Consider the following 13,710-nt stretch of genomic DNA (forward strand, 5'->3'; position numbering starts at 1 on the left):
ACAGATGAAATGTAAATACTTCAAGCGTTTACAAAATATTCTGGATGTCCCACATTTTAATAGCTATTTTCATTTACAAAGTAACTACTTACAAATCACTATCAATTTGTGTACGATTACTATAAGCAGCTCTCAAAGGAGGATGTAACCATGAAGCAAAAAAATTGGATAGGAGTGCTGTTATTTTCTACAGGTATTATAGTCAGCTTTTTCTTAAGTTTTCAGGCATTTAAAGATACATACCACATCGTTTCCTTCTATTCTAACGGGAAACGTGATTATGCAATTGATTGGGTGAATTTCGTACAGCGGGTTATTCCTGCTATTGTCATAGGCTTCATCTTTATCGGACTATCTGAAGTTATCAAATTACTGGATAAAATTAACAGAAGAAGGAGCTAATCCTAAACAAATGGTGAATAATAAAGTGAAACTTTAATCCGTGTGGGTTTTTGTTTATCCCACACGGATGGTTCGTACCACAAGGGTATGACCTAAAAGCCTTTGAACCAATCGGACATTTACTGACAGTCGATCCACCACTTATCCATATTGCTTGGAGCGGGGGCTTGCTGCCAGTTATATGTGAGATAGATTTATACATGATACCATCTCTTCCTGGAATGGTAAAAAACTCTTTGTTCTAAATCAATATATATTGCATAGTGTATAGAGTGTGTGAAATAAAAACAGTTAGAGAAATGAAAAAAGTTGTCCCATTCTATCTAATAAAGTAAAATTTCAATCCTTGGGGGTTTTGTTTATCTCACACGAATGATTCTTACCACAAATGTATGACCTAAAGGCCTTTGAACCAATCAGACATTTACTAGCAGGTAACAATAGTTGTTTTTTATTGCTTGAATCAGGGATTTTACTACCAGTTATATGTGGGATAAAACCAAAGATAGAAAAAGATTCAACATAGGATTCTACACTATTCTGTTTCATGTTACAGTAAATAAAAGGAGATGAAAAAATGAAGAATCTGAAGTGGGTACTGTTTTGTCTTATCACAAGCATCGTGATTGTTCTTTGCCTCGGAACTACAACTATATTTGCTAATTCGAATGAAACGTCTTCAAAAGACACTACATCAAAAAAGGCTCCTGATTTACCATCTACTCAAGAATCTACAGAAATTGATCCTGCTGGATATTGGACAGAGGAAAAAATGAAAAATGCTACTCCTGCAGATGAAAAGCTTCCTAAAGAAAACAAACCAGCTCCAAACGAATATGATAATACTGAAAGCGAGAAACCTGGTAATGCATCCGATCCAGTTGGACCAAAGCATGCGACTATAAATGTAGTCGTTCCCTCGACAGCTGGCAAAGTATTTTTTTCCTATCAAGGAAATGATTATGTATGTTCCGCTTCAGCAATCAATAGCGATGCCAAGAACCTTATCATTACTGCTGGACACTGTGTTCATGGAGGAAGTGGGGAAGGTTGGCATTCTAATATTGCTTTTGCTCCAGCTTATTATGATGGGGATTTACCGTATGGACTATGGAATTGGCAAGAGGCACGCACTTTCAATGGTTGGATAAACGATAGTAACTTTAGTTATGATCAAGCATTTGTTACTGTTAGACCGAGTAACGGAGAAAACCTAATCCATGTAGTCGGAGGAAATGGTCTTTCTTATGGCTATAGTCCAGAACAACAGAATGTTCGTATTTTCGGCTGGCCAGCAGAGGATCCGTATGATGGTGAAAGACCATATTATTGTGATGGTGACACATATAAACGCCTGTTTAGTAGTGATGCTTATATGAATTGTGATATGAATGGTGGTGCAAGTGGTGGCCCATGGTTAAGAGAAATCATAGATGAGGACCTCGGATATGTTTTCGCAGTCACATCACGAAGATCTACCTCTGGAACACCTCGTTTGTATGCAACTCCAAATTCACAAGCAGTAAAGGATATGTTTGATTTAATGGATTAAGCGATAACATTTTCAAAAAAAGAATATTCCTATAAAAGAAGTGGAACACACTTTTGTTCCACTTCTTTTTAGGTATTAAGCTATCTTCCCCAATTAACTACGTACATCATAGTGGCAATTATATCTGGTTATATTTGCAAATTTTTGTTGCTGATTAACAATCGCAAAACCATTTTTGAGGTAAAAGCCTAGAGCATCATCATCCGTTTCTACAGTGATAATGGACGGCTTTAATTCCTCCATCATGTAAGCAATCATTGTACTGCCAATACCAGACTTTTGCAGATTTGCTCGAACTGCTATATCTTTAATAACTGCGTGACATGTATCTTCATCATAGCTTACAATAATGACTCCCACCATGTGCCGATCGTCTCTATAGCCAAATGCTAGTATCGTAGGTTCATTTATATATTGACGTACTCTAGCGGCTAGCTTTTCCTGGGTAGGCATGTATACACTTTCCTTCAATATTTCTAGTACCTCAGATTCTTCCAGCTCTTCTTTTATACCATGAAAGCTAGTAATTACAGTCACCATCCCTTTTATATCGATTGTTTTTCATAACCAATAGCGGATTCCTATAAGGTTATACTTCCTCGATAACAGGGTTCGGTTTTTTCTGTGTTTCAAACACCGTTCCCCCCCACCTCAACCTTTTTCATTTTACCGTTTCAGGAATATAAACATTTCTTCGGTATCCAGCCAATTTCTCCATTATCGTTTTTAATTAAGGTATAGCCTGAACAATCATTATTGATAACCTTTATGATTTCACCTTGCTGAACAGATAAAAAAGTTGTACTTATATCATTATTACTTATTAGTTGATTGTTATTTCTCGTAATGAACTCATTCTTTACCCACTGTGTTATTCCAAGTTCTATATTTTTGCAATGTGTAAAGAATGGCTCCTCTTTAATTATTTCAAGCTCATAATTCGGATATGTAACAGTGCCTACTCTAGCCGTTGTGTCTTGATGAGATTGTTGAATCATTGCCATTTCTTGTAGTTCATCTACAAATGTAAAAGAAATTTGCTCTCCATCCACCACTAAAGCATTAAGCTGTCCTTCGCGTTTAATTTGATTCCCACCATCAATAGCTATGATTCGTTTATCTAAATCAATTAATGGATTATTTGAACATATCGATTGCGTTGTGTAATTCACGACTGGCCAATGTCCAACAATAACTGTTTTATCCGCACGGTGTCCCTTTTCATAAAAAGCAGGCATAGACAAAGCATTTTCTATAGTCGTAGACTGCCAATTGGGAATATCCTCAATCCCAGCATGAATAATGATAAAATGCTCTGTTTCATAAGCGATGGGAAGAGCTTCTAACCAATCAATTTCATTTTTATAATGCGTACGATAAAATTTACTCAGATCCTTAAGACTATGAAAATCAGCTAGTGATTTATCTTGTTTTTTCAGCATTTCGTTTAAGATTGAATTTGGTTGCTTCTTCATATAATTTTTAATGCCTTCGACTTCATTAAATACATAGTTTATTAATATATCACAATTACCTTTTGTTACATATACACGTTCCAATTGAGCCGTTAAGGAAGTGAGAAAATCGATTACGCCTAGACTGTCTGCTCCCTTTTCACACATATCTCCATTAATAAACAGATAATCTTCTGGCGTATATGCTATTTTATCTAATAATTTCTGCAACAACTGTAAATTCCCGTGAATATCTGATATAACGATCATTCTCCTATTTTTATCGAGTGCTAACTTGCTTGCATTCATCATTTTTGTAATCCCCTATTCTAGCTAATCACAGGTTTTTGTATTTTGATTTATCATTAGTGTATCATATTCTATGTAGCAAGCATCTGCAAAAAAAGAATGTTAAAGGGGACTATTAGGTCCCCTTTAATCATAATTACCTTTTCTTCGTCACCTTTCCTTTTAAAATAAATATTCCGTTGCTAGAATTACAGTTCGGACAACCTTCCTGTTTTAGCTGTTCAATTGTTTTGTATCTCCCTGTATACCCTACACGATATTTTTCTCCACAATGCTTGCAGCTATAGATACGTTCTGACTGCTTCAACTCTCCAGTATAGATGGGATCTGTATAAAAAGTACGCCAGTTATCTGCAATATGTGTAGCTGCTGTCGTTTTTAAAATAAGCATTTGGCTCTGGTTTGCTATCATTTGAGCACCCACATAGGAATTAAAATTTGGATATGTGGCAACAATACTCAATCCCATTTGAACAAACAAACGATTCATTTCTAACATAAATTCGGGTGACTTATGTGCAAAAGATAAAAAGATTTGCCGTCCTTGGTTACTTTTCAATGCTTGGATACCTCTAGCTAGGAATAACCCCAGTCCGTTTAGCGTATAAGGTGGATCTGTAAAAAAGCAATCGTATGACGCTACATACGTTTTGCCCAACGGGTACCGCATATCATGCTCTATACATGTGATTGGTAAGCCTTCTTTTTCTGTGAAATCACTGATGAATTGAAGAAAGCGACAATCAATATCCATTACATGAATAACCGTTCTAAACCTTTGCTTCGCAGGAAATAATTTCTTTAATAGCAAGCCAATTGATATACTAACTAAATCATCATCTCCAATACATAAGATACGTTTACCAATTAAAGCATGCTCTTTTAGACAGAGAATGGCTCGACGTAAACTAGTTTCAGCTGTACATTGTGATTGATCTAACTGTACGTCAACCTGCGGACGCTCAGCAAATAATTGATTTAACACAGCAAGGACGTCCTGACATTCGTCTAACCAATTAGCTTCGATCGATATAAGTTTATGATATAACGTTTTGTTTAATCCCTGAAAATCCAGCTCCTGTTCTACCAATATATTTCCTTTCACTGTACAGCGTACACCACGATCTTGCTTTAATATTTCCTTCTTCATCAATTCTTTTTTTACGGCGACAGTTACTGGTACTGGAAGGTGAACCCTTCTCGCTAAATTCTTTGTAGAAATCCCCGGCGCTACATAACATTCTCTGATTACTTGTTCGATAACAGCTGTACCTTCTTCTAAATCAAGTTTGGCACCTACCTGTTCGATAATATCCATTATAATAATACCTCCATATTTCCATTCTATTTTCACTCCTCTTCAAATAACTCTTAAAAACATTCATTACTTATTCCTCCCTTTTCATTTAGAAAGCTTAGCTAATCGTCAAGATCTAACGGCGATAGCCCTCGCTAGCATTCACACTGATTTCTAGATTTTTTCAGTGTAAAAAAAGACGGCAAATGAACATGGTCATTTGCCGTCTACTAGCCCTATACCAAAGAAGCATGATTCATAAGAACTTCCAATAAAAGTCCATTCTACGAATCACCTAGCACGATTGAAGCGATTAAAAAAACCCGCACTTGAACAGCACGGGTTTTTACACTTCTTCACGTAGGATTCTAAAGACATGATTAACCGTTGTTCATTACTAATTCAGAAGGTTAGAGAAGCCCATTTCAAATAAACATTCGTATTGTCTACAAATGACCATTTTTGAACTCTAAAACCTTATTAAGTTACTGAATTAGTTGAACACACCTGTTACCATGTAATTATCTCCTCTTTATATAGGGTTGAAATCAGCATATCACACATTAGTGGGGATCACAATATATTTTTAACATGCTAAATAAAAACTGTAGTTGCGCTTGAGAACTTCTCCTACCCAATCACATTGTACTAGTCTTTGTATCCTCCACTAATTGTACGTACCACAAGGGTATGATTTTAAAGGCCTTTGAACCAATTGGACATTTACTGACAATCAATCCCACACTCACCTATATTGGTTTCTCTTCATTGCTAGAAGTGGGGGGCTTAACTTCCAGTTATATGTGGGATGAAGCTCAAAAAATGATTATTCAACTTTATCAGGTTTTGGATATTCATACCCTTTCGTATCAACTTCTACCTTCTGCATTTTTTGTTCTTCAGCTGCAGACACAATCTCGTCTGTTACCTCCAATCCTTCTGTTACTTTACCGAATGCTGCATACTCACCATCCAAATGTGGCGAATCGGCAACCGTAATAAAGAATTGTGAGCCTGCTGAGTTAGGATCAACCGATCTAGCCATAGAAATTACGCCACGTTCATGTTTAAGCTCATTTTTAAAATCATTGGAACTAAATTCTCCCTCTATGGAATAACCTGGACCACCAGCTCCCGTTCCTTCTGGATCGCCGCCTTGAATCATAAAATCAGGCATGACCCGATGAAATATCAATCCATCATAAAACCCTTCCTCTGTTAACGCTATGAAATTCGCTACCGTATTTGGCGCGATCTCAGGATATAATTCAAGCTTTATCTTTTGATCATTTTCCATCGTTATCGTTACAATCGGATTTTCTTCCACATCATTTGGATAGTCACTGCTTCCCTTGCCATTACCTGCTTCTCCCTTATCTGCACTACTCCCACAGCCAGCTAGAACGATTATGATGGCAAAAAAGAGCAGAGGGAGAAGCTGAAGCGTATTCATTCTTTGTTTTTTTCTCATTTCTTATTCCCCTTGGTTAGTAAGATTTCTTGTCCGTATTATAGCATGAAGGAGATGGGTCTATTTTCTTAATCTTCTATTTTTTATTCGCCACCTAACAAATAACGAGAATAGAGAGTTTAAACGAACGATCATACGGAATTATGTTATTCCCGCATGATTCTTCTACTAGCATTGTATTTATCCATTCCCGTTGGAATCATCATCAGTTCTAAATGTGAACGATAAAAAACCAAACTACGATCCGGACATAGCTTTGTATGCTTGGATTATAGTTTGGTATTCCATTTTTTGTCTCGCCACCATTATAACTTTACTACAATTACAAGAACGACTCAGTATTCTTCCACGTAATACTCCTCACCCAGACGATTCCGTAATCTTATTATAAAGTCTTCATAGATGGCCTTTATTCTCCTGTTACATTAGTTATCTACATGAACATTTGGTTATCCTACTATATTTATTCATTTTTATGTTTGTCGCATACTTTTCATAATGAAGCTTACGATTAAGATTAAAACAATCGCTCCAATTAAAGCAGGGATGATGAAAAATCCGCCCATTTCTGGCCCCCACTCACCTAGGATTAGTGAACCAAGCCATGCGCCAATAAATCCTGCTATAATATTTCCAATAACCCCTCCCGGGATATCACGACCAACAATAAGACTTGCCAGCCAGCCAAGAATACCACCAATAATTAATGACCAAATAAAACCCATATTGATTTCCTCCTATAGATGTTTTGATTCTAGGTATAGGAATAGCTTTCCCAAAATGTATGGTTTTAAACAATTATAGAAATGAAGCAATATCAGTAATTATCACATTAACTATTTGCTACTTGATAAACCTCAAGCAGAGGTGCTCCTGTTAACAAACAATGGTTTACCTTCTATCAACATAACTGGAAATCGATCATTTCTTGTCAACTTTTCACATGGTACTTTTCTTTCGCTTCTAGTCGGCGTCGATGAAGAATTGGTTCTGTATATCCACTTGGCTGTGATTTCCCCTGCAATACAAGATCGCATGCTGCTTGAAAAGCAACGGACTCGTTAAAGTTAGGAGCCATATTGCGATATGCAGGATCACTCGCATTTTGCTTATCAACAATTCTTGCCATTCGCTTTAACGTATTAATTAGTTGCTCTTTGCTGCAAATTCCATGATGAAGCCAGTTCGTCAGCATTTGACTAGATATGCGGAGTGTTGCACGATCTTCCATCAATGCAACATCATTAATATCCGGAACCTTCGAGCAGCCAACTCCTTGTTCTACCCAACGAACAACATAGCCAAGTAATGTTTGGGCACTATTATCAAGCTCCTCCTGTATTTCTTCAACTGACCAATTTTCATGTTTAGCAATTGGTATCTGTAAAATATCAGCTTGGTAATCCTTTGTCTCTTTTTCAATTTCCGCCTGCACGTCCGTGACGTTTATTTCATGATAATGTAGCGCGTGAAGCGTTGCAGCCGTTGGTGATGGAACCCAAGCAGTATTCCCGCCAGCCTGTAGATGTTCAATTTTCTGCGCTAGCATATCTGCCATCAAATCTGGCATTGCCCACATACCTTTACCAATTTGTGCTTTTCCTTTCATTCCAGTTCTTAAACCAGTATGGACATTATTTTTTTCATAACCATTTAACCATGAAGAAGTCTTCATTTCTCCTTTTCGAATCATGGGGCCGGCTTCCATGGACGTATGGATTTCATCTCCAGTACGATCTAGAAAGCCGGTATTAATAAACACAATTCTATCTTTAACTTCATAAATGCAATTTTTTAAATTAAGCGTTGTCCGGCGTTCTTCATCCATGACACCGATTTTTAGTGTATACCGGGGCATATCAAGCATATCTTCTACTCGATTGAATAGTTCATTCGCAAATGCTACTTCTTTGGAACCATGCATTTTCGGCTTCACAATATACACGGACCCTTTTTGCGAGTTTTGGTATGGACTATTACCCAATAGATCATGCTTCGCCATCAAGCTTGTGAACACGCAATCCATGATTCCCTCTGGAATTTCTTTTCCAAATTCATCAAGAATTGCATTCGTTGTCATTAGATGTCCAACATTTCGGACAAACATAAGTACGCGACCAGAAAGTGTAATTTCCTCTCCATTCAATCCAATATAATTACGATCTGCATGTAATGTACGTGTTACTTTCTTACCATTCTTTGTGAAGGTCGATGATAAGTTACCACGATTCAATCCTAGCCAATTCCTGTAAACAAGTGTTTTATCTGTTGCATCAACAGCCGCAACAGAATCTTCACAGTCCATAATACAAGAGGTTGCAGATTCGATAAGTACATCCTTCACCCCTGCTTTATCCACTGTACCGATAGCATGTGTACGGTCAATTTGAATTTCGAAATGTAAGCCATTATTACAAAATAACAGCGCATGTGGATTTTCTGTAAAGCCTTGATAACCGACAAACTTCGTAGCGTCTTTTAGGCTAGTTGTCGTTCCGTCATCAAGTGATACGTTTAATTTCCCATTCACAATAGCGTATTTCGTTGCTGATTTATGTGAGGCATCCATAAGCGGTGTTTGTTTATCTAAAAAATCTTTGGCAAAAGCAATTACCTTTTCTCCACGTATCGGATTATATGCCCCTATACGATCTGCTCCATTTTCTTCATTTATCACATCGGTTCCATATAAAGCATCATAGAGAGATCCCCAACGGGCATTAGCTGCATTAATAGCATAACGAGCGTTATCAATTGGAACGACAAGCTGCGGTCCAGCTTGCTTTGTAATTACATCATCGATATTTTTAGTTCCAATTGTAAAATCAGCAACTGGACTCTCTATATATTCAATTCCCTTTAAAAACGCTTGATATGCCTGAAAGTCAACTACATCATTAGCTTTATGCCAAGCATTGATCTTTTCTTGGAACGCATCACGATCCGCTAATAATGCTTTATTCTTTGGAGCTAAATCAGTAACGAGTTGTGCGAAGTCCTTCCAAAATGTTGGTTCACTAAGTCCTGTTTCTGGCAACGCTTCTGATTGAACAAACTCATAAAGTTCCTTGGAAATTTGTAGGGTTCCTACTTTCACATATTCTGTCATAGCTATTCCTCCTCTTCCATTCTTCCTTGCTATTATTTTAATCGGAGTAGCGTAGAAACAAAAATATATGTTTTGCATGAGCATTATTCCTTTTGGCTATAGCTTGCAGTATAATAAAAAACAGTAACACATTCTCTTGGTTAAAGGGGGAGATAAGATGGACATAAGGCATGTCGAATACTTTGCAGAGGTTGCGAAACAACGAAACTTCACGAAAGCCGCTACTGTACTTCATATATCTCAGCCTTCATTAAGTAAAACCATTAAAAATTTGGAAAATGAACTGGGCGCTCCATTATTCGACCGCGGGGCAAAGCAGCTTGAGCTAACAGATGCAGGACGTGCTTTTCTTGTTAATGCAATGAATGTACTTGATGCATTTGATAACTTAACTGCAGAACTTAATGACGTTATTCATTTAAAAAAGGGAGAAATCAAAATTGGAATACCTCCGATTATAGGTGCTGCTTTCTTTTCCAAACTAATTAGCAACTATAAGGAAGCACACCCAACCTTTGATATGACGTTGCATGAGGTTGGCAGTAACAGCATTAAACAAGGAGTTAGAGAGGGAGAGCTTGATATTGGCTTAATTTGTAATATCCCTATTAAAAATGAAAGCTTTGAAATCATTCAGCTACTAAAGGATCCGTTAATGCTTATTGTTCATACTGATAATCCAATAGCAAATGAAGCGTCGATTGATTTTGCCGCTATTGAAAAAGAACCCTTTATCTTATATCGAAATGATTTTTCTCTCCATGACAGGATTATGGAAGCGTGTAGTAACCACGGCTTTCAACCAACAATCGTCTGTGAGAGCTCACAAAAAGACTTCATGATTGAAATGGTAGAAGCGAAATTAGGAGTTGCGCTGTTACCAAGTAAAATATGCGGTCAAATAAATAGTCGTAGTATTACTGCAATTCCTTTCACAAACCCTATCGTACACCTAGAGCTAGGGATGATTTGGAAAAAGCATAAATATTTGCCCTACGCCGTCAGAGAGTTTATTGCTATGTCGGAAAACTTTATTTACTAATAAAACAGATGAAAATTCGACGAGGCTGGGACAAAACACAACTTCTTTACTCAAAATACGAATAATCATATTATCAATAGGAGGATTATCGCCGCACCGTGAAACTATACGCGCTTTCCGCGGGGCACGGCATCAGCTAACTTGGTAAAGAAAAACACGTTACCAAGTGGATCTTCGAACTCGTGCTGTTCCCGCCGGAGTCTCGCTTATGTCAGGTATTAAATGAATGATTCTGATCAAAAAACGAACGATAATTAATTTCTTTGTCTCAGTCTCTTGGTAATGTCGGAGACTCCAATAAATATCTGTTTGATTGTCACAATAAAGCTTTCTAGACAGCATTCATTTACAATCCTGTCGAGTTTATGCTTATCATTGGAACAAATTATTGAAAATGACTATCCCAATGTGTAGTTAGCAGAACAGACTTATCTGGAGTAAATTCATTTTCTCCCAAAACGGCTTGATGCATAAGATCATTAACTAATTTCAAACGTCTCTTTGTACAAAATCCATCCCAATCCAAAGCCAATGATATGTTTCATTCTCTATAGCGTCTAATAACGTAATAACTATCTCCAGGAAGAAACCTTCATCGGAATTTCTCTTCCTATCGATTTACCCCTCATCTTACCCAGAGTAAAAAGAACGGTAATAGTTAGAAAAATATGTATGGGTCTCGTATTTCCGTAAATACTGAAGATACAAACTGTAAGAAGGTGGTAGTATTGTGAAAATACTAATTCTATTAGGTAGCGCTATCTTACCAACTATTTTGTACTTTTCTCAAAAATCTAACAAACGGTTCGAAATTGTATTTAATCTTTGTGCGTTGCTGTCTCTAGTTGTTTTTGGAAATATCCTTGCATTGTCTATTTATAACGTAATAAAAAATAACACTGTATTAATGACAGATATTCACGCCATTTTATTAAACCCCTTCTTTTTAATTACTGGTGCTTACCTTGGCATATATTTGATATACATGCTACTAAAGACGATTGGAATAAGTAGGGGAAATAACGACCATATCAATTAAGGTGTATAGGATTAATACATCGACTACAAAAATACCTTACATTGTTTTACATATCTATTTCATGATAAAAACCTTAGACAAGAGCTCCTATTTCCGCTTGATCATGTGATAATCCAAAAATGTGGGTACACCAGCTAATACAAAAGGAGATACTATCTGATACGAGTTCATTTATCCCCCAATTTGTTCTTTTTTGATTTACAAAATATGCATAATGACAAATTCAATCTTGGTTATTCCAAGAATTTTTAAAACACCAATCAAAATATTTTAATTTCCACTGTAAAATCCCCTACTATGCTCAGGGATTTTTTGACAGAAGGCGATATTAATAAATTTTACGCCCTTCGCTTAAATACGATTTGGTTAAAGTTAACCGATACTTCTCCACCGAATCCACCCACTTGAGGAATGATATTCACTAGCTCCCAGCCTTCATTACCAAACTTATTTAACTTCTCTTCCAACTCCTCACAATCTGCAGATGTAATTCCTAAGGTCCATGTTTCAACTGCATACTCCCACTTTTCCAAATCGATAACCTCCTTATGCTGCAAAAAGCATTTTATACCTTATACGAATAGTAGGTACAGAGGTTTCACCGAATACCAAACCAGATTGCTTACTTATCGGTCACTATCCTCTATTTTATACTCCAGAATGTCACCAGGTTGACAATCTAATGCTTTACAAATCGCATCTAACGTGGATATACGAATCGCTTTTGCTTTCCCATTTTTCAATATCGAAAGGTTAGCCATTGTAATTCCTACTCGATTAGATAGCTCTGTTACACTCATTTTTCTTTTCGCTAACATCACATCAATATTAATTATAATTGCCATATTTCCACCTCATACTGTTAAATCATTTTCTGTTTTGATCGCTAATGCACTACTTAATAATTGCTGCAGGACCGCTGCAAAAACGGATACAACAATGGATGCAAAAATAATTGTAAATGCGATAAGTGCTACTCCAGGGTGAAAAGCATGCTGTGACATAAGGTATAGGGCGCCTATTACATATAAAATACTAATTACCACTGCACAATATTTTATATAGCGTAAGGAAATCACTGATGCCTTCGAGAAGGCATGATGAATTTCAATGTAGTTTAAAATTTTTATAGCTTGATACAAAGCAAAATAAAAAGGTATTGCCGTACTATACAAACCTACTAAAATGGGGTATTGCAAATGACGAAATGCTGGAAATTGCTCTGCGGTATTACTTGCCAACGAAGGTAGCCAAAATACACATAATGTAAGTACAATAATTCCAATAAGGATAACAGCTATTTTTAAAAAAATGGTTGTACCTTTCTTAATCTTCATGAAAGCACCTCACTTATTTATCATTAACAACATAATAATGCAAAATTTATTGTAATTCAATAAATACTTATCATTTTGGATAATTTAATGGAATAAATATAAAAGCATTCCTAATTGACTAGAAATGCTACAAGCTACTTGGTATATCCATTTTCCATTGAAGCTCTATCATTTAGAAAAACAAGTGAAGCTGCTTTACATTAGTTCAAGGATCAACCATAAACACAAAAAGATTATCGGAAACATAAACATGGATGCTATCATCGTTACTTTAGGTCTTTTGAATACATGAAGAAAGTACAAAGGAATGCCAAAAGTAAATACATCCACTAACATCAAGCCAAAAAACTTACTTACCACTCTATCATTGATGGTAACATCCTCCTCATTACTAACTGGTTAGGTGCCCGCTACTTTTGCCCAAACCAAACTTAACAATCTGATTCATAAATACCTAAGAAAAACTGAGCAAAATTCGCTCAGTCCTTATCACTACATGCTCAGATTTACGCTTCCTCTAGTAGCTATTATGGAATAATAGCTACTGCTTGACCAACACTCCGGCTGCCCTCTTCCCTTTCCGTGGGGTTTGTCCTTCAGCTAACTTTTTTAGCAAAACCCGCTCAAAAAAGTGGATCTTCAGGTCAAACATTTCCCACAGGAGTTGAAGTGGCCGGCCTTCGCTATTATCAGGCTCT

Annotated in this window: 13 protein-coding genes; 4 read left to right on the forward strand and 9 right to left on the reverse strand. The window is 36.6% G+C overall.

Translation table 11 applies throughout. The features are described from left to right. The first annotated feature begins 150 nt into the window (after positions 1 to 150). Together RVS70_RS16545 and RVS70_RS16550 are read left to right on the forward strand one after the other, a co-directional pair. A complete protein-coding gene (locus tag RVS70_RS16545) occupies positions 151 to 402 on the forward strand; it encodes a hypothetical protein (protein WP_026679980.1) in 252 nt (83 codons plus the stop codon). 577 nt (positions 403 to 979) lie between these two features. After that, positions 980 to 1,954 (forward strand): trypsin-like serine peptidase, encoded by a 975-nt coding sequence (locus RVS70_RS16550; protein WP_026679981.1) that lies wholly within the window; start codon positions 980 to 982, stop codon positions 1,952 to 1,954. Between the two features lie 93 nt (positions 1,955 to 2,047). On the opposite strand, the gene RVS70_RS16555 is transcribed toward RVS70_RS16550, so the two are convergent. The 6 genes from RVS70_RS16555 to RVS70_RS16580 form a co-directional block, all read right to left on the reverse strand. Next, positions 2,048 to 2,491: a GNAT family N-acetyltransferase gene (locus RVS70_RS16555; RefSeq protein ID WP_321134095.1), complete on the reverse strand. Its 444-nt coding sequence runs from the start codon at positions 2,489 to 2,491 to the stop codon at positions 2,048 to 2,050. 137 nt (positions 2,492 to 2,628) lie between these two features. Further along, complete coding sequence (locus RVS70_RS16560; protein ID WP_205389634.1) at positions 2,629 to 3,720, reverse strand: metallophosphoesterase; 1,092 nt, start codon at positions 3,718 to 3,720, stop codon at positions 2,629 to 2,631. A 133-nt stretch (positions 3,721 to 3,853) separates the two neighbouring features. After that, the gene (locus tag RVS70_RS16565) at positions 3,854 to 5,035 is read right to left on the reverse strand and encodes a bis-aminopropyl spermidine synthase family protein (RefSeq protein WP_121604680.1); all 1,182 of its coding nucleotides are present in this window, start codon (positions 5,033 to 5,035) and stop codon (positions 3,854 to 3,856) included. Between the two features lie 805 nt (positions 5,036 to 5,840). Continuing rightward, positions 5,841 to 6,485, reverse strand: a complete 645-nt coding sequence (locus tag RVS70_RS16570; protein ID WP_026679984.1) for a peptidylprolyl isomerase — start codon at positions 6,483 to 6,485, stop codon at positions 5,841 to 5,843. Positions 6,486 to 6,958: 473 nt separating this feature from the next. Beyond that, a complete protein-coding gene (locus tag RVS70_RS16575; RefSeq protein WP_026679985.1) occupies positions 6,959 to 7,210 on the reverse strand; it encodes a GlsB/YeaQ/YmgE family stress response membrane protein in 252 nt (83 codons plus the stop codon). 206 nt (positions 7,211 to 7,416) lie between these two features. Then, positions 7,417 to 9,594 carry a malate synthase G gene (locus RVS70_RS16580; protein WP_281949426.1) on the reverse strand — a complete coding sequence of 726 codons (2,178 nt, stop codon included), beginning with the start codon at positions 9,592 to 9,594 and terminating at the stop codon, positions 7,417 to 7,419. A gap of 157 nt (positions 9,595 to 9,751) precedes the next feature. Here RVS70_RS16580 and RVS70_RS16585 point away from each other — a divergent pair, with 157 nt between their 5' ends. Both RVS70_RS16585 and RVS70_RS16590 read left to right on the forward strand, forming a co-directional pair. Beyond that, positions 9,752 to 10,636, forward strand: a complete 885-nt coding sequence (locus RVS70_RS16585) for a LysR family transcriptional regulator (protein WP_026679987.1) — start codon at positions 9,752 to 9,754, stop codon at positions 10,634 to 10,636. A gap of 730 nt (positions 10,637 to 11,366) precedes the next feature. Then, a complete protein-coding gene (locus RVS70_RS16590) occupies positions 11,367 to 11,675 on the forward strand; it encodes a hypothetical protein (protein WP_051388252.1) in 309 nt (102 codons plus the stop codon). A 338-nt stretch (positions 11,676 to 12,013) separates the two neighbouring features. Here RVS70_RS16590 and RVS70_RS16595 read toward each other — a convergent pair whose 3' ends face one another. From RVS70_RS16595 to RVS70_RS16605, 3 genes are all read right to left on the reverse strand, one after another. Beyond that, positions 12,014 to 12,208, reverse strand: coding sequence for a DUF4177 domain-containing protein (locus tag RVS70_RS16595; RefSeq protein WP_026679989.1), 195 nt, complete (start codon positions 12,206 to 12,208; stop codon positions 12,014 to 12,016). Between the two features lie 93 nt (positions 12,209 to 12,301). Then, entirely contained in the window at positions 12,302 to 12,520 is a 219-nt protein-coding gene (locus tag RVS70_RS16600; protein ID WP_026679990.1) for a helix-turn-helix domain-containing protein, read from the reverse strand. Positions 12,521 to 12,529: 9 nt separating this feature from the next. Next, positions 12,530 to 13,006 (reverse strand): DUF2975 domain-containing protein, encoded by a 477-nt coding sequence (locus RVS70_RS16605; protein ID WP_026679991.1) that lies wholly within the window; start codon positions 13,004 to 13,006, stop codon positions 12,530 to 12,532. Positions 13,007 to 13,710: the final 704 nt, after the last annotated feature.

The organism is Virgibacillus sp. M23, assembly GCF_034190895.1.
GTDB classification, from domain to species: domain Bacteria; phylum Bacillota; class Bacilli; order Bacillales; family Amphibacillaceae; genus Virgibacillus; species Virgibacillus salarius.

Bases quoted from the DNA above. Each gene is read 5' to 3' on its own strand.
- RVS70_RS16570 (WP_026679984.1), bottom strand. From the start codon at position 6,485: ATGAGAAAAAAACAAAGAATGAATACGCTTCAGCTTCTCCCTCTGCTC.
- RVS70_RS16550 (WP_026679981.1), top strand. From the start codon at position 980: ATGAAGAATCTGAAGTGGGTACTGTTTTGTCTTATCACAAGCATCGTG.
- RVS70_RS16565 (WP_121604680.1), bottom strand. From the start codon at position 5,035: ATGGATATTATCGAACAGGTAGGTGCCAAACTTGATTTAGAAGAAGGT.
- RVS70_RS16600 (WP_026679990.1), bottom strand. From the start codon at position 12,520: ATGGCAATTATAATTAATATTGATGTGATGTTAGCGAAAAGAAAAATG.
- RVS70_RS16575 (WP_026679985.1), bottom strand. From the start codon at position 7,210: ATGGGTTTTATTTGGTCATTAATTATTGGTGGTATTCTTGGCTGGCTG.
- RVS70_RS16585 (WP_026679987.1), top strand. From the start codon at position 9,752: ATGGACATAAGGCATGTCGAATACTTTGCAGAGGTTGCGAAACAACGA.
- RVS70_RS16545 (WP_026679980.1), top strand. From the start codon at position 151: ATGAAGCAAAAAAATTGGATAGGAGTGCTGTTATTTTCTACAGGTATT.
- RVS70_RS16560 (WP_205389634.1), bottom strand. From the start codon at position 3,720: ATGATGAATGCAAGCAAGTTAGCACTCGATAAAAATAGGAGAATGATC.
- RVS70_RS16580 (WP_281949426.1), bottom strand. From the start codon at position 9,594: ATGACAGAATATGTGAAAGTAGGAACCCTACAAATTTCCAAGGAACTT.